This window comes from Pseudomonas sp. WPR_5_2 (assembly GCF_003634475.1).
GTDB lineage: Bacteria > Pseudomonadota > Gammaproteobacteria > Pseudomonadales > Pseudomonadaceae > Aquipseudomonas > Aquipseudomonas izuensis.
Genome location: NZ_RBLA01000004.1, coordinates 361,462 through 384,960, shown reverse-complemented (window position 1 = coordinate 384,960; position 23,499 = coordinate 361,462). Strand labels below are relative to the sequence as shown.

At 60.5% G+C, this 23,499-nt stretch carries 17 protein-coding genes and 1 pseudogene; 15 read left to right on the top strand and 3 right to left on the bottom strand.

Annotation, left to right across the window (positions count from 1 at the left end; all coding sequences use genetic code 11):
• Positions 1-30: 30 nt before the first annotated feature.
• The 5 genes from BJ917_RS17350 (at position 31) to BJ917_RS17325 (ending at position 9,189) form a co-directional block, all read left to right on the top strand.
• Positions 31-2,481, top strand: coding sequence for a glycogen/starch/alpha-glucan phosphorylase (locus BJ917_RS17350; RefSeq protein WP_096513847.1), 2,451 nt, complete (start codon positions 31-33; stop codon positions 2,479-2,481).
• Positions 2,482-2,764: 283 nt separating this feature from the next.
• Positions 2,765-5,965 (top strand): DUF2339 domain-containing protein, encoded by a 3,201-nt coding sequence (locus BJ917_RS17340; RefSeq protein ID WP_121103930.1) that lies wholly within the window; start codon positions 2,765-2,767, stop codon positions 5,963-5,965.
• On the top strand, positions 5,962-7,332 hold the full coding sequence (locus BJ917_RS17335; protein ID WP_121103929.1) for a DUF3999 domain-containing protein: 1,371 nt from the start codon (positions 5,962-5,964) through the stop codon (positions 7,330-7,332). Before BJ917_RS17340 ends, BJ917_RS17335 begins: the two co-directional genes overlap by 4 nt.
• Before the next feature lie 240 nt (positions 7,333-7,572).
• Positions 7,573-8,583: a class 1 fructose-bisphosphatase gene (locus BJ917_RS17330; protein WP_096513844.1), complete on the top strand. Its 1,011-nt coding sequence runs from the start codon at positions 7,573-7,575 to the stop codon at positions 8,581-8,583.
• 3 nt (positions 8,584-8,586) lie between these two features.
• Positions 8,587-9,189, top strand: a complete 603-nt coding sequence (locus tag BJ917_RS17325) for a DUF924 family protein (RefSeq protein ID WP_121103928.1) — start codon at positions 8,587-8,589, stop codon at positions 9,187-9,189.
• 133 nt (positions 9,190-9,322) lie between these two features.
• On the opposite strand, the gene BJ917_RS32775 is transcribed toward BJ917_RS17325, so the two are convergent.
• The gene (locus BJ917_RS32775; protein ID WP_372237735.1) at positions 9,323-10,087 is read right to left on the bottom strand and encodes a methyl-accepting chemotaxis protein; all 765 of its coding nucleotides are present in this window, start codon (positions 10,085-10,087) and stop codon (positions 9,323-9,325) included.
• A gap of 93 nt (positions 10,088-10,180) precedes the next feature.
• Positions 10,181-11,203 (bottom strand): annotated as a pseudogene (locus tag BJ917_RS32770) (cache domain-containing protein); the annotation flags it as partial.
• A 294-nt stretch (positions 11,204-11,497) separates the two neighbouring features.
• Between BJ917_RS32770 and BJ917_RS17315 the strand changes: the two are divergent.
• Both BJ917_RS17315 and BJ917_RS17310 read left to right on the top strand, forming a co-directional pair.
• Positions 11,498-11,752 (top strand): outer membrane protein assembly factor BamE, encoded by a 255-nt coding sequence (locus BJ917_RS17315; protein WP_096513841.1) that lies wholly within the window; start codon positions 11,498-11,500, stop codon positions 11,750-11,752.
• A 31-nt stretch (positions 11,753-11,783) separates the two neighbouring features.
• Complete coding sequence (locus tag BJ917_RS17310) at positions 11,784-12,353, top strand: lipocalin family protein (protein ID WP_096513840.1); 570 nt, start codon at positions 11,784-11,786, stop codon at positions 12,351-12,353.
• 107 nt (positions 12,354-12,460) lie between these two features.
• On the opposite strand, the gene BJ917_RS17305 is transcribed toward BJ917_RS17310, so the two are convergent.
• The gene (locus BJ917_RS17305; protein ID WP_096513839.1) at positions 12,461-13,825 is read right to left on the bottom strand and encodes a formimidoylglutamate deiminase; all 1,365 of its coding nucleotides are present in this window, start codon (positions 13,823-13,825) and stop codon (positions 12,461-12,463) included.
• Positions 13,826-13,971: 146 nt separating this feature from the next.
• Here BJ917_RS17305 and hutC point away from each other — a divergent pair, with 146 nt between their 5' ends.
• The 8 genes from hutC (at position 13,972) to hutH (ending at position 23,415) form a co-directional block, all read left to right on the top strand.
• Positions 13,972-14,682 (top strand): histidine utilization repressor, encoded by a 711-nt coding sequence (gene hutC, locus BJ917_RS17300; protein WP_170948611.1) that lies wholly within the window; start codon positions 13,972-13,974, stop codon positions 14,680-14,682.
• Entirely contained in the window at positions 14,679-15,248 is a 570-nt protein-coding gene (locus BJ917_RS17295; protein ID WP_096513838.1) for a HutD family protein, read from the top strand. Before hutC ends, BJ917_RS17295 begins: the two co-directional genes overlap by 4 nt.
• Before the next feature lie 448 nt (positions 15,249-15,696).
• Positions 15,697-17,379, top strand: a complete 1,683-nt coding sequence (hutU, locus tag BJ917_RS17290) for a urocanate hydratase (RefSeq protein ID WP_096513837.1) — start codon at positions 15,697-15,699, stop codon at positions 17,377-17,379.
• 86 nt (positions 17,380-17,465) lie between these two features.
• The gene (locus tag BJ917_RS17285) at positions 17,466-18,935 is read left to right on the top strand and encodes a cytosine permease (RefSeq protein WP_121103927.1); all 1,470 of its coding nucleotides are present in this window, start codon (positions 17,466-17,468) and stop codon (positions 18,933-18,935) included.
• Positions 18,936-19,004: 69 nt separating this feature from the next.
• The gene (locus BJ917_RS17280) at positions 19,005-19,973 is read left to right on the top strand and encodes an ABC transporter substrate-binding protein (RefSeq protein ID WP_096513835.1); all 969 of its coding nucleotides are present in this window, start codon (positions 19,005-19,007) and stop codon (positions 19,971-19,973) included.
• A gap of 70 nt (positions 19,974-20,043) precedes the next feature.
• On the top strand, positions 20,044-20,895 hold the full coding sequence (locus BJ917_RS17275) for a proline/glycine betaine ABC transporter permease (protein WP_096513834.1): 852 nt from the start codon (positions 20,044-20,046) through the stop codon (positions 20,893-20,895).
• Positions 20,892-21,722, top strand: a complete 831-nt coding sequence (locus tag BJ917_RS17270) for a glycine betaine/L-proline ABC transporter ATP-binding protein (RefSeq protein ID WP_096513833.1) — start codon at positions 20,892-20,894, stop codon at positions 21,720-21,722. Before BJ917_RS17275 ends, BJ917_RS17270 begins: the two co-directional genes overlap by 4 nt.
• Before the next feature lie 169 nt (positions 21,723-21,891).
• Complete coding sequence (hutH, locus tag BJ917_RS17265; protein WP_121103926.1) at positions 21,892-23,415, top strand: histidine ammonia-lyase; 1,524 nt, start codon at positions 21,892-21,894, stop codon at positions 23,413-23,415.
• Positions 23,416-23,499 lie beyond the last annotated feature (84 nt).

Genomic DNA, 23,499 nt, shown 5'->3' with positions numbered 1-23,499 from the left:
ACAACTCCAAGCTCGCTCGAGGTCCTATCGATGACTCAAGAACCACTTGTTCGCGAAGCAGAGGTGGCCGCATTCCGCGACGCCGTCCTGACCAAACTCACCTATGCGGTGGGCAAAGACCCGGATCACGCTTTCGACCATGACTGGTTCGAAGCCATTGCGCTGGCCGCGCGTGATCACATGGTCGAGCACTGGATGGACCACACGCGGCAGATCTACCGCAAAGGTCAGAAGCGGGTTTATTACCTCTCCCTGGAATTCCTCATCGGCCGGCTGCTCTACGACAGCCTGAGTAACCTCGGCCTGCTTGATGTGGCGCGCGAGGCCATGACGGAGCTCGGTGTCGACATCGAGCGTATTCGCCTGCTGGAGCCCGACGCGGCGCTGGGTAATGGTGGTCTCGGTCGTCTGGCGGCCTGCTTTTTGGAAAGTATGTCGACCCTGGGTATCGCCGGTCACGGTTACGGGATTCGTTACGAGCATGGCTTGTTCCGCCAGGCCATCGTCGATGGTTGGCAGCAGGAGCAGACCGAACACTGGCTGGATTTCGGCAATCCCTGGGAGTTCGAGCGACCGGAGGTGGCTTACCGGATCTGCTTTGGCGGCAGTGTCGAGACCGTGACCGATGACGCCGGCAAGTCCAAGCAAGTCTGGCACCCGGCGGAAACCGTCAGGGCCATCGCCTATGACACGCCGGTGGTCGGTTGGCGCGGGGCGAGCGTGAATACGTTGCGTCTGTGGCGTGCGCGGGCCATGGAAGACTTGCACCTGGAACGTTTCAACGCGGGTGACCACCTGGGGGCGGTCGCCGAAGTGGCCCGGGCCGAAAGTATCTCGCGGGTTCTGTACCCGGCAGACAGCACAGAGGCCGGCCAGGAACTGCGCCTGCGCCAGGAATATTTCTTCGTCGCCGCATCCCTGCAGGACTTGCTGCGCCGCCATCGCAACATGCACACCTCGGTGCTGACCCTGGGCGATCACGCAGCAATCCAACTCAACGACACCCACCCCTCGATTGCCGTGGCCGAGCTGATGCGTCAATTGGTCGACGTCTATGACGTGGCCTGGGACGCGGCGTGGCAGATCACAGTCGATACGCTGTCCTACACCAACCACACGCTGCTGCCCGAAGCGCTGGAAACCTGGCCGGTCGGCTTGATGGAGCGCATGTTGCCCCGGCACATGCAGATCATTTACCTGATCAACGCACAGCACATCGATTCGCTGCGGGCCAAAGGCATCCATGACTTCGACGTGCTGCGCGCGGTGTCGCTGATCGAGGAGGACAATGGCCGTCGTGTGCGCATGGGGAACCTGGCGTTCCTCGGTTCTCACAGCGTCAACGGCGTATCCGGATTGCATACGCAACTGATGCGCAAAACGGTGTTCTCCGAACTCCACAAGCTTTACCCGGAACGTATCAACAACAAGACCAACGGCATCACCTTCCGCCGCTGGCTGTACCAGGCCAACTCCGAGCTGACTTCAATGTTGGTCGATGCCCTCGGCCCGGAAGTGCTGGATAACCCGGAGGAACGCTTGCTCGCCCTGGAGCCCTTCGCCGAGAAGACTGCGTTCCGCAAGGCGTTCTCGGAACAGCGGCTGCACAGCAAAAAAGCCTTGGCACACATTATTCACGAACGACTGGGAGTGGCAGTTAACCCAGCGGCAATGTTCGACGTGCAGGTCAAGCGGATCCACGAGTACAAACGCCAGTTGCTCAACCTGATGCACACCGTGGCGTTGTACCAGGCGATCCGCGCCGAGCCGGAAATCGACTGGGTGCCGCGGGTGAAAATCTTTGCCGGCAAGGCAGCGGCCAGTTATCACCAGGCCAAATTGATCATCAAACTGACCAACGACATCGCCCGGGTGGTGAATAACGACCCGACCGTGCGCGGCCTGCTCAAAGTGGTGTTCCTGCCCAATTACAACGTCAGCCTGGCGGAGAGCATCATTCCGGCGGCGGATTTGTCCGAACAGATTTCAACCGCCGGCTTCGAAGCGTCAGGGACCAGTAACATGAAGTTCGGTCTCAACGGTGCGTTGACCATCGGTACGCTGGACGGTGCCAACGTGGAAATGTGCGAGCGCATCGGCGCCGAGCACATGTTCATCTTTGGTCTCAGCGCCCAGCAGGTTGAAGCACGCAAGCAGAACCACGAGTTCAACGCGGTGCCGGACATCGCTGCATCCCATCGGCTCAATGACGTGCTGCAGGCGATTCGCAGCGGGGTGTTCTCGCCGGATGATCCGTCACGTTACACCGGGCTGATCGATTCACTGGTGGACTACGACCGCTTCCTGGTTTGTGCCGACTTCGATTCCTACTGGAACGCGCAGATGCGGGTCGAGGCCCATTGGCATGATTCCAAGGAATGGTGGCGTTCAGCGGTGTTGAACACGGCGCGGATGGGGTGGTTCTCGTCAGACAGGACGATTCGCGAGTACGCCACGGATATCTGGAAGGCGTTGGGCTGACGATTAGCAACAATTGCGAACAAGGCCCAGCGTTTGTAGGGCCTGGTCGATATACTAAGCGGCAACTTGATCCTTGTGGGAGCGGGCTTGCTCGCGAAGGCGGTGTGTCAGACAGCATCCATGTCGACTGACACTCCCTCTTCGCGAGCAAGCCCGCTCCCACATTGGATTTGTGAAGCAGGAACTATCTGTTTTCACACTGGATTCCGGGCGTCCGGTCACTAGACTCAAGTCAGACGCTATAAGGACTCGCCCCGCCATGGGGCGCTTAGGGATATCGACCATGCAATGGATGTTCATGCTGATTGGCCTGGTGCTGGGCTGGATACTCGATGAGTCGTTCAGCGATGCGCTGCTGGGTGCGCTGCTCGGTCTGGCGATTGGCCAGGCCATTCGCATCGGCCGGTTGGCATCGCAGGCCGGTGAGCAACACCGTCTGCTGGAGCAGGCGCAGGTGGCGCTGCAGGGGGTCGAGCAACGGTTGGCGCTTCTGGAAACGTCGGGCGTCACCGTTCCTGAAGCCAGTGAACCTGTTGTCAGCGAAACCGTGGTAGTTCCGGACGCTGTTGTCGCGCAACCCTCTGTCGAACCCGCAGAGTTGATCTGGGAACTCCCGCCCGAACTCGACTCCGCCGCCGAAACCCGCCGTCCGCTCCCCATCGATCCCTGGAAACCGCAGCCGGTTGCTCGCGAACCCGCCATCCCACTCGGTCCGAATGTCTTCGAGCGTGCCATCAGCGCTGCCCGCGCGTGGCTGTTTGGCGGTAACACTGTATTGCGGGTCGGCGTGGTGTTGTTGTTTCTTGGCCTGGCCTTCCTGCTGCGCTACGCCACCGAAGGCATGGTGGTGCCGATTGAGTTGCGATACGCCGGTGTCGCGGCGGCGGCGCTGGGGCTACTCGGGCTGGGTTGGTGGTTGCGGGCACGCAACAACAACTACGCCTTGATACTGCAAGGCGCCGGGGTCGCCGTGTTGTACCTGACGGTGTTTGCAGCGATGCGCCTGCATCCGTTGCTCGACCCTTCGGCGGCGTTTGGCATTCTGGTGGCGATCACAGTGTTCTCGGCGATTCTCGCCGTGACCCAGGATGCCATCGGGTTGGCGGCCGCTGCCGCATTGGGTGGATTCGCCGCACCGATACTCGCCTCCACTGGCAGCGGCAGTCACGTCGCACTGTTCAGTTACTTCGCCCTGCTCAACGCCGGCATCCTGGCCATTGCCTGGTTCAAGGCGTGGCGCTTGCTGAATGTCATCGGCTTTGTCGGCACCTTCGGCATCGGCTTCGCCTGGGGCTTGCGTTCCTATGCACCGGAGCTGCTGTGGAGCACCGAACCGTTCCTGATCCTGTTCTTCCTGATGTACCTGGCCATCGGCCTGCTGTTCTCCCGGCGCAAGCTGCTGGAGACGAGCAATGCGCCCGAGGGTGACAGCCGCGAAGCGCTGTTGCGCTGGTCGGCGCGCCAAGGTGATTACGTCGACGGCACGCTGCTGTTCGGTCCGCCGTTGGCGGGTTTCGGGTTGCAGTTCGCCCTGGTGCAGCATCTGGAGTTCGCTGCTGCGTTCAGTGCCTTGGCGCTGGGCATGATCTACATGGGGCTGGCCCGTTTGCTGATGGGTGGCCGCGCAATGCTGCTGGGGGAAACCTGCCTGGCCTTGGGGGTGATTTTCACCAGCCTGGCGATCCCGCTGGGACTGGATGCGCGCTGGACGACCGCCGCATGGGCAGTGGAAGGCGCAGGGATTTTCTGGCTCGGCCTGCGGCAGCAACGGCCGTTGGCCCGGGCCTTTGCCCTGTTGCTGCAACTGGGTTCGGCGCTGGCGTTTCTCAGCGAGCTGCGCAGCGGCGAGGGCAGCCTGCTGAACGGGACTTCGTTGGGCGCGCTGATGCTGGGTGTCGCACTGTTGTTCAGTTTCTACCAATTGCACAAAGCGTTGCCTGAGCAAACCAAACCGTGGGAGCGCCGAGGCATCCCGGTTTTGGCCTGTCTGGGCCTGGCGTTCCTCTATTTGCTGGCACCCCTGTTTTTCTTTAGCCACGGCACGGTGATCAGTTGGGCCTTGGCCGGGATGGTGACGTTGTTCGTCAGCCTGCGTCTCGAGTCGCGGGCCGTGTTGTTCTGCGCCCTTGCCGTGCAATTGTTGGGTGGCGCGTTGTTCCTCGCATCGTGGCCGCTGTCCAGTGAAGCGCTGCGACCATTGGCCCATGGCGCGTTCTGGGCACCGCTGATGCTGGGGCTGACTGCGTTGGTGGGCGCCTGGCGTTTGCAAATCGGCAATCCTGCCTCGGGGTTTGGCCGTTTGAGTGTGCAGCATTTGTCCTGGATGTCGCTGGTGTGGGGTGCGGTCTGGTGGGCGCTGGCGTGGGCCAGTGAAGTGCTGCGCTTTGCGCCGTTGCCGCTGCAAGCGACGCTGCTGCTGGTTGTCGCGGCCGTGAGTGTTGCGCTGTGGACAGTATTGGCGCTGCGTTTGAAATGGTCGTCGCTGGGGTTGCTGTGCACGGTGCTGATACCCGCTGGCGCACTGGTGTTGCTGGGGGCCTGGCATTCGCGTTATCACCCGGCCGCCCAATTTGGCTGGCTGGTCTGGCCGGCGCTGTTCGGGGTGCATTTCGTCTCCCTGCGGCGCCTGGCGTCGATGTTGCCGACGCTGGCATTGAGTGTTGCTCATGTACTTGGCTGCTGGCTGTTGATCGGGGTGCTGGCCCTGGAGTTGCGTTACGGCTTGTTGCAGTTGTCCGAGCAATACAACGCCTGGCGTTGGTTGGGCTGGGCCATTCTGCCAAGCCTGTATCTGGTGCTGATGGCCGCACCCCGCGCCTGGCCGTGGCCGGTGTCGTCTTGTGCCCGCGAATACCGCGTGTACGCCGCTGCGCCTCTGGCGTTGTTGATGCTCGTCTGGTTCTGGTTGGCGAATGCCTTCAGTAACGGCGCCGCCGAACCGTTGCCTTACGTGCCGCTGGTCAACCCCCTGGAATTGGGGCTGATGTTTGCGTTGTTCGGTGTCTATGTCTGGTCTCGCAGTGCCGTGACCCAGCTTGGGGTGGGCAGGGAATTTGCAGCTAAAGCCATACCAGCGATCACGGGTGTCTCGCTGTTCGCGTTCTTCACGGCATTGGTCATGCGCACGGCGCACCAGTGGAGTGGTGTGCCGTTTGAGCTCGATCCGCTACTTGAATCCATGCGGGTGCAGGCTGGCCTGTCTATCGTCTGGACCTTGATGGCCCTGAGTCTGATGATCGGCGGTCATCTGCGTGGCCGTCGCGAGGTCTGGTTGATGGGTGCCGCGCTGATCGGCGTGGTCGTGGCCAAACTGTTCTTTGTCGAATTGAGCAACCGTGGCGGGCTGGCGCGGATCGTGTCGTTTATTGGCGTTGGCGTGTTGTTGCTGGTGGTGGGTTATTTTGCCCCGCTGCCGCCCAAACGCATTGAGGTTGTGCCGGGCGCTGAAAAACCGGCCCCGAAAACCGAAGGAGTGTCGTCTTGAATCAGAAGCTGAACCTGGGCTGGTTGGGCGCTGTTGCGATGGGCATGGCGCTGGCAGTCGGCGCTCAGGAAAAACCGGCGGATTTCACCACGCAGGTACCGTTGTCGGTGAGCGGGGAAGGCCCCTGGTATCGCCTTGAGTTGCCCCTGGCGGTGCAACTGAATGCGCGGCAGACCGACCTCAGTGATGTTCGCGTGTTCAACGCTGTCGGCGATGTGCAGGCCTACGCGCTGGCCCGGGAGAGCGCCCGGATCGACGAAAATCGCACGCTTACCGACGTCAAATGGTTTCCGCTGTACAACTCGGTGGACGACACCGAGCGCGCTCCGAGCATACGGGTGCAATCGAGCGCCAATGGCACGTTGGTTGAAGTTCAGCCATCCACTCAGCTGGAAGTGGGCGAAGAAGAGTTGCGTGGCTGGCTGCTCGACGCCAGCGGTATCAAGGCGCCATTGCAGCAGCTGGTTCTCGACTGGACCAGTGAACGTGACGGGTTCCAGCGGTTCAGCATCGAGGCCAGCGACGATTTGCAGCATTGGCAGCCCTGGGGCGAAGGACAAGTGGCGCGGTTGACCTTGGCTGACGAACGGGTCGAGCAACATGAAGTCGGCCTGCCGGGGCAGACGGCGCGTTATCTGCGACTGCTGTGGAACACACCGCAGGCGGCGCCGATCCTGACATCGGCGCAACTGCAAAGCGCCAGCCCGCGCAGCCTGCCGCTGCCGTTAGTCTGGTCGCAAGCGTTGGCGGGTAGCACCGTGAAGGCTGGCGAGTACATCTGGCAATTGCCGATGGGGCTGAATGTCGAGCGCGTTCAAGTCACGTTGGACCAGCCCAACAGCCTGGCACCCGTAGACTTGTCCGGGCGCCGGGAAAGCAGCTTGCCGTGGCAACCGTTGAGCAGTGGATTGCTGTATCGCCTGACCCAGAACGGCCAGGACGTGGTGCAGAACGAGTTACAACTCTCGGGACAAACCGTGCAGCAGCTTAAGTTAACCGTGGACGAACGTGGCGGTGGCCTGGGGGCGCAGGCACCCACGCTGAAATTTGCCGTGCGCGCCACGCAACTGGTGTTTCTGGCGCGGGGGCCAGGGCCATATACGTTGGTGCTGGGCAATGCGACGGTCAAGGCGGCAAGCCTGCCATTGTCGACGCTGGTCCCGGATTACAGCCCGGCGAAACTGGCGACGTTGGGCAAGGCTTCGGTCGGTGGCGGGGCGATGGTGACCCCGGTTGTTGCGCCGGTACCGGCGCAGGTTGGCACCGACTGGAAGAAGTTTGGCCTGTGGGCGGTGTTGCTGCTCGGTGTGCTGTTCCTGGCGGCGATGGCGTTCAATTTGCTGCGCAAGCCACCGGTCAAACCCTGAAAACAGGGCGCTTCGCGCCCAATCGTGAGCAGGCTCGCTCCCACATTGGAATGCATAATCCTGTGGGAGCGAGCCTGCTCGCGAAAGCGGACTATCAGTCGGTAAAAAAACCCATTTCGAACTACGCTCATCCCCGCGCATGAACTCTCTTCGACCGATCACGTCTGATAGGAGGAAATGCGCACCGACTCGCGCTAAACTGCGCGGGTTTTTAGCCCCCCCATTTCTCCGGAGCCTTCCATGTCCCGCGTTACCTTGAGTCGCTATTTGATTGAGCAGACCCGCAGCAACAACACTCCTGCCGATCTGCGCTTCCTGATCGAAGTGGTGGCGCGTGCTTGCAAGGAGATCAGCCACGCCGTTTCCAAAGGCGCCCTGGGCGGTGTTCTGGGCAGCATGGGTACTGAAAACGTTCAGGGCGAAGTGCAGAAGAAGCTCGACGTACTCTCTAACGAAATCCTGCTTGAAGCCAACGAATGGGGCGGTCACCTGGCCGGCATGGCGTCCGAAGAAATGGACAATGCCTACCAGATCCCGGGCAAATACCCGAAAGGCGCCTACCTGCTGGTATTCGACCCGCTGGACGGTTCGTCGAACATCGATATCAACGCCCCGGTCGGCACTATCTTCTCGGTGCTGCGCTGCCCGAACGAACACCTGAGCCAGAACGAAGCGCTGAATGAAAAAGCCTTCCTGCAGCCAGGCACCCAGCAGGTTGCCGCCGGTTATGCCATCTATGGCCCTCAGACCATGCTGGTGCTGACCCTGGGCGACGGTGTCAAAGGCTTCACCCTGGACCGTGAAATGGGCAGCTTCGTACTGACCCACGAAGACATCACCATTCCTGAATCCACCCAGGAATTCGCGATCAACGCCTCCAACCAGCGTCACTGGGAGGCACCGGTACAGCGTTACGTCAGCGAACTGCTGGCAGGCGACGCAGGCCCGCTGAAAAAGAACTACAACATGCGCTGGGTTGCGGCGATGGTCGCGGACGTGCACCGCATCCTGACCCGTGGTGGCCTGTTCATGTACCCACGCGACAGCCGCGAGCCGTCCAAGCCGGGCAAGCTGCGCCTGATGTACGAAGCCAACCCGATGTCGTTCCTCGTCGAACAAGCGGGCGGCGCGTCCACCGACGGCCACCAGCGCATCCTCGACATCCAGCCTGAAGGTCTGCACCAGCGCGTAGCGGTGTTCCTCGGCTCGAAAGAAGAAGTTGCACGCGTCACGGCTTACCACAAGGAGTAAACCATGAACCCGCCCTGGCAGCCGTTGCTCGAATGGTGGTTCGGAAATGCCGAATCAGCAAAAGAAGTGGCGGCGCAGAAGGGCAGGTTATGGTTCGGCAAGCGTGACAGCCAGGACCTCGAAGCGCGTGAGCGCTTCGGGGGCCAGGTCGAGCAAGCACTGGCCGGCGGTTTGACCGAGTGGGCGCAATGTCCCGAAGGTTGGCTGGCCCTGGTGCTGTTACTCGATCAACTGCCGCGCATGCTCTTTCGCGATACCCCCAAAGCCTTTTCCGGTGACACCAGGGCCCAGGCACTGGTTGCTCAAGGCATTGCCGCGGATTTCGATCGGCAACTGCAGCCGATCCAGCGGGTGTTCATCCTGCTGGTGTTCGAGCACTGCGAAAACCTCGAAGTGCAAAACGAATGCATCTCTCGCTACATCGAACTGCTGGAGCAGCAGCCGGAAAGTGACAGGGCGCTGTTTGCCGATTATCTGGACTATGCCGAAAAGCATCAGAAGGTGATCGCGCAGTTTGGGCGGTTTCCGCATCGCAATGCGGTGTTGGGGCGGGAGAGTACGGCGCAGGAGCTGGAGTTTCTTTCGAAGCCAGGGTCTCGCTTCTAGTTTTTTGTTCTTGCTGATGTCGCCTTCGCGGGCAAGCCCGCTCCCACAGTGATTGTTGTCGTACACGGATTCTATGTACGACTAAAAACCCTGTGGGAGCTGGCTTGCCAGCGAAGAGGCCGGCGACCGCGCTCTAGATTCGGAAACTACCCACCAGATGCTTCAACCGCGCCGCCTGCTGCTCAAGGTCGGCACACGCGCGCAAGGTTGATTGCAGGTTCTCCACGCCTTCCTGGTTCAGGGTGTTGATCTCGGTAATGTCGACGTTGATCGATTCCACCACGGCCGTCTGTTCTTCCGTCGCCGTCGCCACGGATTGGTTCATGCCGTCGATTTCGCTGATGCGCTGGGTCACGCTGCCCAGGCGTTCACCGGCCTGGTTGGCGATACCGACGCTGCTTTCACTGTGACGCTGGCTCTCGGTCATGGTGCCCACGGCTTCGCGGGCGCCGATTTGCAGCTCCTCAATCATCTTCTGCACTTGCTGCGCCGAATCCTGGGTGCGGTGAGCGAGGTTGCGCACTTCATCGGCAACCACCGCAAACCCGCGCCCGGCTTCACCTGCACGCGCGGCTTCGATGGCGGCGTTGAGGGCCAGCAGGTTGGTCTGCTGGGAGATGCTGGTGATCACTTCCAGAATCTGCCCGATGTTGACGGTGTTGCTGTTGAGCGTTTCGATATTGCCGCACGAGTCGCTGATCTTCGCCGATAGCTGGTGCATCGCCGAGATGGTGTTATCCACCACCTGTTGACCCTCTTCGGCCAGGGCGCGGGCATCGCTCGAATGCTGGGAGGCGAGGGCGGCGTTCTGGGCGATTTCCTGGGCGGCGGCGCCGAGCTGGTTGATGGCCGCGGCGACGCTACTGGTGCGTGAGGCTTGCTGGTCGGAGTTGAACATCGACGAGTTGGACGCCGCCACTACACGCAGCGCCACTTCGTTGACCTGACCGGTGGCCGAGGAGACCTCGCGAATCGAGGTGTGAATGCGTTCTACGAAACGGTTGAATGACAGCCCCAGTGCACCGAATTCGTCGTGACCGTGAATGGTCAGGCGTTTGGTCAGGTCGCCTTCGCCTTCGGCAATGTCGTGCATGGCACGGCCCATGGTCAGCAATGGCTGCATCAGGAAACTGATCAGCATGCCCAGCAGGGCGATGATGATCACCACCGCAATGACCATGGCAATGATCGCCGAGGTGCGGAATTCGCTGAGCATCGAGAAGGCGGTGTCCTGGTCCAGCACCAGTGCCACATACCAATCCGCCGACGGCACGCCATTGACGTGGGTGAAGGAAATGAACTGGCGTTTGCCGTCGATCTCGACTTCCTTCATGCCTGGGCTGACTTTGGGTGCACCGTTGGGGTAGGCATCGGTCAGGTTCTTGAGCACCAGTTTGCTGTCAGGGTGGATCAGGATCTTGCCATCGGCGCCTACAATGAAGGCATGGCCGTGACCACCGAAATTCAGCGAGTTGATGATCGCGCTGACGCTGGACAGGTCAATGTCGGCGCCGGAAACGCCGATCATCTGGCCCTGTTGCTTCACTGGCGTGGCGACAGTGATCACCAGTTTGCCGGAGGAAGCAGCGATGTACGGTTCCGTGACGATGGTCTGCTGCGCGCTGTTGGCCGCCTTGTACCAGCCACGGGCGCGCGGGTCATAGTCCGCCGCGCGGTTGCCCGCCGGGACCGAAAACATCACGCCATCGGTGCCGCCGAAGTAGCTCAGCTGGAAGTTGCCGGTATAGGCGGGCAGGTCGATGGCGCGTTTCAGGCTGGCCGGGGCGCTGCCATCCACAGCGATCTGCTGGGACAGTGATTGCAGCAACTGGATGCGGCTTTCCAGCCAGGTCTGAATGTTGCTGGTGGTCAGGCTGCCCAGTTCCTGCATCGAGGCTTCGGTGCTGCTACGCAACGTCTCGCGCTGGCGATAGTCGTTGAACAGGATGAAACAAGCGAATGCGACAACCACCACGAGGGCGGCAGCCAACAGGATTTTGTGGCTGAACTTCATGTTTCTGGTCATTAAGTGAGCTACCGCGAAAAGGCGTGTCGACAAAAGGGGGGCAATGCCACGGAATAGAGCATTGCGCTGCCTTTTATTTCGACTGAATGGCGCCAAAGATTAGGCGTTTTTGACGAAACCCGACGAAATGTCCAATAGCCTTACAAAGTGGTTGATTATTAGCGGGAAGGCAGACGAGCGGCCCTATAAATACCCTGCAATCCAGGGAACCAGAAACGGGTTTGCTCTTCTAAGGTTCTGCTTGGCAGCCATGCCAATCCCCTTCGCCCCTGGAGTTACACCATGTCGCTGCGATCCATCGCCTTGCTTTCGTTCTGCGTGTTGTTGGCTGCGTGCAGCAAGATCAATCAGGAAAACTACTCGAAACTCTCTTCCGGCATGACCAAGACCGAGGTTGAAACCTTGCTGGGCAAACCGGCCGACTGTTCGGGTGCGCTCGGCATGTCCAGTTGCACCTGGGGCGACAAGAACAGCTTTATCAGCGTGCAGTATGCCGGTGACAAAGTGCTGATGTTTTCCGGCCAAGGCCTGAAGTAAACCGGGGCCACGCGCCCACGGGAGAAAAACAATGAAGCGGTTATTGATGATGCTTTTTGCCAGCCTGGTATTGGCTGGCTGTGCCACTTCTGGCCAGGATCCGTTGGCGCCCAAAACCGTCAACAGCGTCAACCTCAAGCGCTACCAGGGTACCTGGTACGAGTTGGCCCGTATGCCAATGTACTTCCAGCGCGATTGCGCGCAATCCGAAGCTCATTACACACTCAAGCCCGATGGCAACGTGGCGGTATTGAACCGTTGCCTGACGCCGCAGTGGGAGTGGGAAGAGGTCAAGGGCACGGCTTATCCACAAGTGCCGGGTAAGTCCGATAAGTTGTGGGTCGAGTTCGATACCTGGTTCTCCCGGCTGATTCCGGGTACGGCGAAAGGCGAATACTGGGTGTTGTATGTCAGCGATGACTACAAGACCGCTATCGTCGGCGACCCGAGCCGTCGGTACCTGTGGTTGCTGTCACGCACCCCGACCGTCAACGGTGTCGTGCGTGAAGAATTGCTGAGCAAGGCGCGTCAGCAGGGCTATGACACCACGCGGCTGATCTGGCGGGCGTCGGATACGCAGATGGCCAAGACCTCGAACTGATTGCAAAAATCCCTGTAGGAGCGAGCCTGCTCGCGATGGTGTGTCAGACACATTTATGTCACTGATACTCCATCGCGAGCAGGCTCGCTCCTACAGTTGTTTTTGTGTCAGCCTAAAAGTTCGCGCAGGACCTGGGTGAAAGCCCGGTTGCTTTCTTCCTCGCCAGCATGCCGTCCGTCACGCACGACCCACTGGCCATTGACCAGAACATCGCGCACCTGACGATCACCACCGGCAAACAACCACCGGTTCAGGATCCCGTCACCGCTCGCCGTCGCCAGATACGGATCGTTGCCATCCAGCACCAGCCAGTCCGCACGCTTGCCAACCTCCAGCGCACCAATCGGCTGACCCAGCGCCTGGGCTCCGCCATCCAGCGCCGCGTCGAACAAGGTACGGCCGACCATTGGCTGATCCGCACCATACAAGCGATTGCGCCGCTGATCGCGCAGACGTTGGCCGTACTCCAGCCAACGCAGTTCCTCCACCACGCTCAATGACACATGGCTGTCGGAACCGATGCCCATGCGCCCACCCTGGGCGAGGAAGTCCACCGCCGGGAAAATCCCGTCGCCCAAGTTGGCCTCGGTGGTCAGGCACAGGCCGGCGATGGCGCGACTCTTGGCCATCAGCGTGACTTCTTCCGGGTTGGCGTGGGTGGCGTGGACCAGGCACCAGCGCTGGTCGACCTCGGTGTTTTCATACAGCCATTGCAGCGGGCGGCGGCCGCTCCAGGTCAGGCAGTCGTCGACTTCTTTCTGTTGTTCGGCGATGTGAATGTGCACGGGGCATTGCTTGTCGCTGGCCGCCAGCACTTCGCTGATCTGCTGCGGTGTTACCGCGCGCAGCGAGTGGAAGCACAGGCCCAGCGACTGGGCCTTCTGCTGAGCGAGCAGGGGTTGCAGGCGCGATTGCAGCTTCAGGTAGTTCTCGGTGCTGTTGATAAAGCGACGTTGACCGTCGTTCGGGGTCTGGCCGCCGAAACCGGAGTGGCTGTAGAGCACTGGCAGCAGGGTCAGGCCGATGCCGGCGGCGCTGGCGGCCTGGCTGATGCGCAAGGCCAGTTCGGCCGGGTCGGCGTAGGGTTGGCCATTACTGTCGTGGTGTACGTAATGAAATTCCGCCACCGAGGTGTAACCGGCCTTGAGCATTTCGATGTACAGCTGACGGGCGATGACGCCCAGTTGTTCCGGGCTGATTTTTCCGACGAGGCGATACATCAAGTCGCGCCAGGTCCAGAAACTGTCGTTCGGATTGCCCGCCACTTCTGCCAGCCCGGCCATGGCCCGCTGGAAGGCGTGGGAGTGCAGATTCGGCATGCCCGGCAGTAGCGGGCCGCTCAACCGCTCGGCGCCATCTGCATGGGAATCGGCCTGGATATGGGTCAATACGCCATCGGCGCTGACCTCAAGACGTACATTGTTGGCCCATCCACTAGGCAGCAGCGCGCGTTCGGCAAAGAAGGCGGACATGGTTCAGCACCCCATCGTGTGTTATTTGTATATACATATACAGACGTTTGCCTGCCCGGTAAACTCCGGCAAGCTAGCAACATCACCTAAACGACCAAGGATTAACCGTGCCGACTCCGCCTCCAGTCTCTCCGTTGGCCGCGAACATGGGCGACAGTCCGGCGCCCTTGTACGCCCGCGTCAAACAAATGATCACCCAGCAAATCGACAGTGGAAACTGGCCGCCGCACTACCGCGTTCCGTCGGAAAGCGAGCTGGTCAGCCAGTTGGGTTTCAGCCGCATGACCATCAACCGCGCCCTGCGCGAGATGACCGCTGATGGTCTGTTGGTGCGCATGCAGGGCGTCGGCACCTTCGTCGCCGAGCCGAAAAGCCAGTCAGCGCTGTTTGAAGTGCACAACATCGCCGACGAAATCGCCTCCCGTGGTCATCGCCACACGTGCAAGGTCATCACCCTCGAAGAAGAGGCCGCGGGCTCCGAGCGCGCCCTGGCCCTGGACATGCGTGAAGGACAGAAGGTGTTCCACTCGCTGATCGTGCATTTCGAAAACGATATTCCGGTGCAAATCGAAGACCGTTTCGTCAACGCCCTGGTGGCGCCGGAATACCTCAAGCAGGATTTCACCCTGCAAACCCCTTACGCCTATCTGAACCAGGTCGCGCCGTTGACCGAAGGCGAGCACGTGGTTGAGGCCATCCTGGCCGAGCCCTCCGAATGCAAGTTGCTGCAGATTGAAAAGGGCGAGCCGTGCCTGCTGATTCGCCGGCGTACCTGGTCCGGTCGCCAGCCCGTGACCGCCGCCCGTTTGATCCATCCCGGTTCCCGTCATCGTCTGGAAGGTCGGTTTCATAAATGATTGATACAAAGGTTTTACGCGCAGTTGATTACCCGCGCATGCCGTGGAAGAACGGCGGCGGCAGCACTGAAGAAATCACCCGTGACTCCGGTACCGGCCTGGATGGTTTCGGCTGGCGTCTGTCGATTGCCGACATCGGTGAGTCGGGTGGCTTTTCCACCTTCGCCGGTTACGAGCGGATCATCACCGTGCTGCAGGGCGATGGCATGACCTTGTCCGTGGATGGACAGGTTACGCGGCCATTGTTACCCATCGATCCGTTTGCCTTCAGCGGTGAAAGCCAGGTGTCCTGCACCTTGCTGGGTGGGCCGATCCGCGATTTCAACCTGATCTACGCGCCACAGCGTTACAGCGCACGGCTGCAATGGTTGAGCGGTGAGCAGCGGTTTTTCAGCGAGGCCGGGACTGTGCTGGTGTTCAGTGTCAGCGATGCGCTTGAGGTGAAGGTCGGTAACAGTGCTTCACAACTGGGTCGCCATGATTGCCTGCAACTTGTTGGTAACACTGGCCTGCTGGAAGTCACCAGCAATGCCGCCTGCTGCGTGATCGAACTGACTGCACACTGATCCAAAACTCAAACGACATTATCGCGGGCAAGCCCGCTCCCACAGGTCCTATGAAGATCCTGTGGGAGCGGGCTTGCCCGCGATGCTTTTTGTCACTGCAAATCCGTTTCCCTCCGCGCACCACTTTGTTACCGAACGCCCCAGTGTGGCGCAAAACTACGCTCAAGTAACAACCCGCCCATCCTCCAAAAAATCCTCTCGAAATAATTCATCTACGCTGGAACCCTTGATTCAGGCGCTCTGCAGCCCTTCAACGATTTTTCTTGAATGCCCATCCAACAAGTTGGCCGCTTGATTGCATATGCTTGTATGTACAAGTAAAGACGTATGCGTATGAGTCACGAGGACTCAACCATCGTCCACTGATTCGCCGGTGTGCACTGATGCCCATTGGCTTGCTCGCCCACTGCCTGGGTTGGTTTGGATTGATTGCTGAGGAGTTCTTTTCGTGACTGACAATAAACCTACTAAGTTTCGTGACGTTGAAATCCGTGCTGCCCGCGGTAACAAGCTGACCGCCAAGAGCTGGCTGACCGAAGCGCCGCTGCGCATGCTGATGAACAACCTCGACCCTGAAGTCGCCGAGAACCCAAAGGAGCTGGTGGTTTACGGTGGTATCGGTCGTGCGGCACGTAACTGGGAATGCTACGACAAGATCGTTGAAAGCCTGACCAACCTGAACGACGACGAGACCCTGCTGGTGCAATCCGGCAAGCCGGTCGGCGTGTTCAAGACCCACGCCAACGCCCCGCGCGTGCTGATCGCCAACTCCAACCTGGTGCCACACTGGGCAAGCTGGGAACACTTCAACGAACTCGACGCCAAAGGCCTGGCCATGTACGGCCAGATGACCGCGGGCAGCTGGATCTACATCGGCAGCCAGGGCATCGTCCAGGGCACCTACGAAACCTTCGTCGAAGCCGGTCGCCAACACTACAACGATGACCTGAAAGGCAAGTGGGTACTGACCGCTGGCCTGGGCGGCATGGGTGGCGCCCAGCCTCTGGCTGCAACCCTGGCCGGCGCTTGCTCGCTGAACATCGAATGCCAGCAGGTCAGCATCGATTTCCGCCTGAAAAGCCGCTATGTCGATGAGCAGGCCAAAGACCTCGACGACGCTCTGGCTCGCATCGCCAAGTACACCAAAGAAGGCAAAGCGATCTCCATCGCGCTGCTGGGCAACGCGGCTGAAATCCTGCCGGAACTGGTCAAGCGCGGCGTACGCCCGGACATGGTTACCGACCAGACCAGCGCCCACGACCCGCTCAACGGCTACCTGCCTGCTGGCTGGACCTGGGACCAGTACCGCGCTCGCGCCAAGACCGAACCTGCCGCTGTAATCAAGGCCGCCAAGCAATCGATGGCCGTGCACGTTAAAGCGATGTTGGACTTCCAGAAAATGGGCGTGCCGACCTTCGACTACGGCAACAACATCCGTCAGATGGCGCAAGAAGAAGGCGTGGAAAACGCATTCGACTTCCCAGGCTTCGTACCGGCTTACATCCGTCCACTGTTCTGCCGTGGCATCGGCCCGTTCCGTTGGGCTGCACTGTCGGGTAACGCAGAAGACATCTACAAGACCGACGCCAAGGTCAAGGAACTGATCCCGGACGACGCTCACCTGCACAACTGGCTGGACATGGCGCGCGAGCGCATCAGCTTCCAGGGTCTGCCGGCACGTATCTGCTGGGTTGGCCTGGGTCTGCGCGCCAAGCTGGGTCTGGCGTTCAACGAAATGGTCCGTAGCGGCGAGCTGTCTGCACCTATCGTGATCGGTCGCGACCACCTGGACTCCGGTTCGGTATCGAGCCCGAACCGTGAAACCGAATCGATGCAGGACGGTTCCGATGCCGTGTCCGACTGGCCACTGCTCAACGCCTTGCTCAACACCGCGAGCGGCGCGACCTGGGTCTCCCTGCACCACGGCGGCGGCGTCGGCATGGGCTTCTCCCAGCACTCGGGCATGGTGATTGTCTGCGACGGTACTGACGAAGCGGCCGAGCGTATCGCTCGCGTGCTGCACAACGACCCGGCGACCGGCGTTATGCGTCACGCCGATGCGGGTTACCAGATCGCGATCGACTGCGCCAAGGAACAAGGGCTGAACCTGCCGATGATTACCGGCAAATAAAAAAACCTGTGGGAGCTGGCAAGCCCGCTCCCACAGGGACCGAGTGACCCGATAGAACAATTAAAACAATCCACAGAGGTTGAACCATGGCTGCTGACAGCGAGCGTGCAGGCAACAAACCGTTGATCGAGAAACGCTCGATCGACTACATCCCGGAAGCGGAAAGACACGGTCGTCTGTTTAGCCAGTTCACCCTGTGGATGGGTGCCAACCTGCAAATCACCGCGATTGTCACCGGGGCTTTGGCCGTGGTGCTGGGCGGTGACGTGTTCTGGTCGTTGATCGGCCTGTTGATCGGTCAACTGCTCGGCGGCGGCGTCATGGCGCTGCATGCCGCGCAAGGACCCAAACTCGGCCTGCCGCAGATGATCTCCAGCCGGGTCCAGTTCGGCGTCTATGGTGCGGCCATCCCGATCGTGCTGGTCTGCCTGATGTACCTGGGCTTCACCGCAACGGGTACCGTGCTGTCCGGCCAGGCGCTGGGCCAGTTGTTTGGCGTCAGCGACACCGTCGGCATCCTCCTTTTCGCCAGTGTCATCGTGCTGGTCACGGTGCTTGGTTATCGGGTGATCCATTGGATCGGTCGTGTTGCCAGTGTCATTGGCGTGATTGCCTTTGTTTATCTGTTCAGCCGTCTGATGAGCCAAGTTGACGTTGGCGCACTCCTGCAAATCCGTCACTTCAGCTGGAGCAGCTTCCTGCTCGCGGTGTCGCTCGCGGCATCCTGGCAGATCGCCTTCGGCCCTTATGTGGCTGACTATTCGCGTTACCTGCCGAGCAAGACGTCCTCGGTGAAAACCTTTTTCGCCGCTGGTGCGGGTTCGGTCATTGGCGCCCAGGTGGCGATGATCCTCGGCGTGTTTGCCGCCGCTTCGGCCAACGGGCAATTCGCCGGTCACGAAGTGGCCTACATCGTGGGTCTGGGCGGTACGGGTGCCACCGCGGCGCTGCTGTACTTCAGCATCGCGTTCGGCAAGGTCACCATCTCCACACTGAACTCCTACGGCAGCTTCATGTGCATTGCGACCATCATCAGCGGTTTCCGTGGTGAACTGAAGGTCTCGCGCTTGCAGCGTCTGGTCTTCGTGCTGGTCATCGTCGGTGCTGCGACCCTGATGGCTTTGCTCGGCCAGCACTCGTTCCTCGGTGCGTTCAAGTCCTTCATCCTGTTCCTGCTGGCGTTCTTTACGCCATGGAGTGCGATCAACCTGGTGGACTACTACTGCATCACTCGCGAGCGTTATGACGTGCCGGCGCTGGCCGATCCGAACGGTCGCTATGGCCGCTGGAATATCCTCGGTATCAGCGTCTATGTGTTCGGTGTGCTGGTGCAGCTGCCGTTCATTTCCACCAAGTTCTATACCGGTCCGCTGGTGGCCGCTCTGGGTGATGTGGATATTTCCTGGATCATCGGCCTGGTGATTCCCGCAGCGCTGTATTACGTGTGTGCGAAAAAATGGCACGGCACAGTGCCCGATCAACTGATCCTGCCGGTCGAGCAGGACGTGGTCACCGAACAAAAGCTAAGTGTCGGTCGCGCTGCGGCGCAGGCCTGATTGGACGTGGACAGGGCAGGATGCCTCTTGACTGCCGTAAGCCAATTCATGATTAGGAGCGTCACAATAATGAAATCGAACAAGACCCTGCTGACCACATTGCTTTCCATGGGCCTGCTGGCCAGCGCCGGCGCCACTCAGGCGGCGGGTTGGTGCGAGTCGGGTAAACCGGTGAAGTTCGCCGGCCTGAACTGGGAAAGCGCCATGCTGCTGACCGACGTGTTGCAAGTCGTGTTGGAGAAAGGCTACGACTGCAAGACCGACAGCCTGCCGGGCAACTCCATCACCATGGAGAACGCCCTGAGCAGCAACGACATCCAGGTGTTTGCCGAAGAGTGGGTCGGCCGCAGCGAGGTCTGGAACAAGGCTGAGAAGGCCGGCAAGGTCGTTGGTGTCGGCGCTCCGGTGGTCGGTGCCGTCGAAGGCTGGTACGTGCCGCGCTACGTGATCGAAGGCGACGCCAAGCGTAAGCTGGAACCCAAGGCGCCTGACCTGAAAAACATTGCTGACCTGGGCAAGTACTCGGCGATTTTCAAGGACGCCGAAGAGCCTTCCAAGGGCCGTTTCTACAACTGCCCGGCGGGTTGGACCTGTGAGCTCGATAATAGCGAAATGCTGAAGAGCTACGGCCTGGAAAGCACCTACACCAACTTCCGTCCGGGCACCGGTCCGGCACTGGATGCCGCCGTCCTCTCGAGCTACAAGCGTGGCGAGCCGATCCTGTTCTACTACTGGTCGCCAACACCGCTGATGGGTCAGGTCGACGTGGTGAAACTCGAAGAGAAACCAGGCGTGGATAAGACCGTGACCATCAAGGTCGGCCTGTCCAAGACTTTCCACGAAGAGGCCCCGGAGCTGGTGGCCGTGCTGGAAAAGGTCAACCTGCCGATCGACCTGCTGAACCAGAACCTGGGCCGGATGACCAAAGAGCGGATCGAGTCGCCAAAACTGGCCAAGATCTTCCTGAAGGAACATCCTGAAGTCTGGCACGCATGGGTGAGCGACGACGCAGCCAAGAAAATCGACGCGGCCTTGTAGGTTGGGCCTCTCCGGCTGCCGGTGGCGGCAGTCGGATGCTTGATCGCAACCCCTTGATTGAGAGTCTCTTATGTTTCCCGAAAGCTTTACCTTTTCCATCGCCGACTGGGTCAACAGTTGGGTCGATTCGCTGGTCACCAACTACGGCGACGTGTTCCGGCACATCTCCGACACCCTGTTGTGGGCCATCGTCAATCTTGAAGGGCTGCTGCGCGCGGCGCCCTGGTGGCTGATGCTGGCCATCGTGGCCGGCGTGGCCTGGCACGCGACACGTAAAGTGGTGACCACGGCGGTCATCGTCGGTTTGCTGTTCCTGGTGGGTGCGGTCGGCCTCTGGGACAAGCTGATGCAGACCCTGGCGCTGATGATGGTGGCGACAGTCATCTCGGTGCTGATCGGCATTCCGCTGGGCATTCTCTCGGCGCGCAGCAATCGCTTGCGTTCGGTGCTGATGCCGCTGCTGGACATCATGCAGACCATGCCGAGCTTCGTGTACCTGATCCCGGTGCTGATGCTGTTCGGCCTGGGCAAGGTCCCGGCGATTTTCGCCACCGTGATCTACGCCGCGCCACCGCTGATCCGCCTGACCGACCTGGGTATTCGCCAGGTTGACGGTGAAGTGATGGAAGCGATCAACGCCTTCGGTGCCAACCGCTGGCAGCAACTGTTCGGCGTGCAACTGCCGCTGGCCCTGCCGAGCATCATGGCCGGGATCAACCAGACCACCATGATGGCCCTGTCGATGGTAGTGATTGCCTCGATGATCGGTGCCCGTGGCCTGGGTGAAGACGTGTTGGTGGGGATTCAGACCCTCAACGTCGGACGCGGCCTGGAAGCCGGTCTGGCGATCGTGATTCTGGCAGTGGTGATCGACCGCATTACACAAGCGTACGGTCGCGCACGGCATGAGGTGAGCAAATGAGCAACCAAGCCATCAGCAAAATCGAAGTCAAAAACGTCTTCAAGATTTTCGGCAGCCGTTCCAAAGACGCGCTGGAAATGATTCGCCAGAAAAAGACCAAGGACCAGGTGCTGGCCGAAACCGGCTGCGTGGTCGGCGTCAACGACCTGTCGTTGAGCATTGGCAGCGGTGAGATCTTCGTGATCATGGGTCTGTCGGGTTCCGGCAAGTCGACTCTGGTGCGTCACTTCAATCGCCTGATCGATCCGACCAGCGGCGCGATCCTGGTGGACGGCGTGGACATCCTGCAATACGACATGGAAGCCCTGCGCGAATTTCGTCGGCGCAAGATCAGCATGGTGTTCCAGAGCTTCGGCCTGCTGCCCCACAAGACCGTGGTGGATAACGTCGCCTACGGCTTGAAAGTGCGCGGCGAGAGCAAGCAGATGTGCACCGAGCGTGCGCTGCACTGGATCAACACCGTGGGCCTCAAGGGCTACGAAAACAAATACCCGCACCAGCTCTCCGGCGGCATGCGTCAACGTGTGGGCCTGGCCCGCGCCTTGGCGGCGGACACCGACATCATCCTGATGGACGAAGCGTTCAGTGCCCTCGACCCGCTGATCCGCGCCGAGATGCAGGACCAGTTGCTGGAGCTGCAAAAGACCCTGCACAAGACCATCGTCTTCATCACCCACGACCTCGACGAGGCCGTGCGCATCGGCAACCGCATCGCGATCCTCAAGGATGGCCGCCTTATCCAGGTCGGCACGCCGAAAGAGATCCTGCACTCGCCGGCGGATGAGTACGTCGACCGGTTCGTGCAGCGGCGGGCGGCGGTGGTTTAAGCGATTTGCGGCGTTTGTGCCGGCCCTATCGCGGGCAAGCCCGCTCCCACAGGGATTAGCGTTGTTACACAAATTGTGTGCACACCCAAAGACCACTGTGGGAGCTGGCTTGCCAGCGAAGGCGGCGGTGAAGCCGCATCAATATTCAGGATGTACGTTGAGGTTGAAGATGTCCCAGGCTGAAAAAATCGTTATCGCCGATGCCCCGTTGCGTTGGCAGGATGTGGTTGCGGTCGCCCGCCATGGCGCACAGCTGGAGCTGTCGGCGCAGACCTGGGCACGCATCGAAAATGCCCAGGCGATTGTCCAGCGCATCGTCATCAGCGGCGAACGCGCCTATGGCGTCAACACCGGCCTGGGCGGTTTGTCCAACGTCTCGCTCAAAGACGAACAACTTAGCCAACTGTCGCGCAATACCCTGCTCAGTCACGCCTGCGGCGTCGGCCCGGTGTTGGCCGATGAACAGACCCGCGCCATCATGTGCGCCGCGATCCGCAATTACAGCCATGGCAAATCCGGCATTCATCGCCAAGTGGTCGAAGCCCTGCTGGCGCTGCTTAACCGCGGCATCACCCCGCAAGTGCCGTCCCAGGGTTCGGTCGGTTACCTGACCCACATGGCCCATATCGGCATCGCGCTGCTGGGTGTCGGCAATGTCAGCTATCGCGGGCAGATCGTCTCGGCACAACAGGCATTGGCCGAAGAAGGCCTGCAACCGGTTCAACTCGGCGCCAAGGACGGTCTGTGCCTGGTCAACGGTACGCCGTGCATGTCCGGCCTCAGCTGCCTGGCGATTGCCGATGCCACGCGCCTGCTGCAATGGGCCGACGTGATCAGCGCCATGAGCTTCGAGGCCCAGCGTGGCCAGATCGCCGCGTTCGACGCCGAGATCATCGCGCTCAAGCCGCATCCGGGCATGCAACAGGTCGGGATCAACCTGCGGGCGCTGCTCGATGGCAGTGAAGTGATCGCGCAGAGCAAAGGCATTCGTACTCAGGATGCGCTGAGTATCCGTTCGATTCCCCAGGTGCACGGCGCGGCTCGCGATCAACTCGATCATGCGATCAAGCAGATCGAAACCGAACTCAACGGCTGCACCGACAACCCGCTGTTGCTGGGCACGCCGGACAATTTCCGCGTCATGTCCCAGGCCAATCCGCACGGTCAGTCGGTAGCACTGGCGGCGGACCTGCTGGCCATCGCCATGGCGGAAATCGGCTCCATCGCCGAACGACGCCTGGACCGATTGATCAACCCGCACGTCAGCGGTCTGCCGGCGTTCCTGGTGGCCAACCCCGGGGTGAACTCCGGGATGATGATCGTGCAGTACGTCGCCGCTTCGTTGTGTGCGGAAAACCGCCAGTTGGCGCAACCGGCGGTGCTCGATAACTACGTCACCTCGGGTCTGCAGGAAGACCACCTGAGCATGGGCACCAACGCCGCGTTGAAGCTGCATCGCGCGCTGGAAAACTGCACGCAGATCCTCGCTATCGAGTACCTGTTGGCGGCCCAGGCGTTTGAATTCTTGAAAGAGCAGCGCTTCGGCGCCGGCACGGATGCCGCCTGGCGTCTGCTGCGTGAACGTGTACCGGCCTACGATCAGGATCGCTGGCTGGCACCGGACATCGCCGCGGCCGCGGGCGTTTTGAAAGACCCGGCCTTGCTACAAAAAACCTTACCGAATCTGAACTGATTTCCATACAAAACCAGCGTGCCAAGGCGCCAGCCCTCTCAACAAAGAGGGAAGCGACGGACAACGGATATTTCCGGAGCGTCT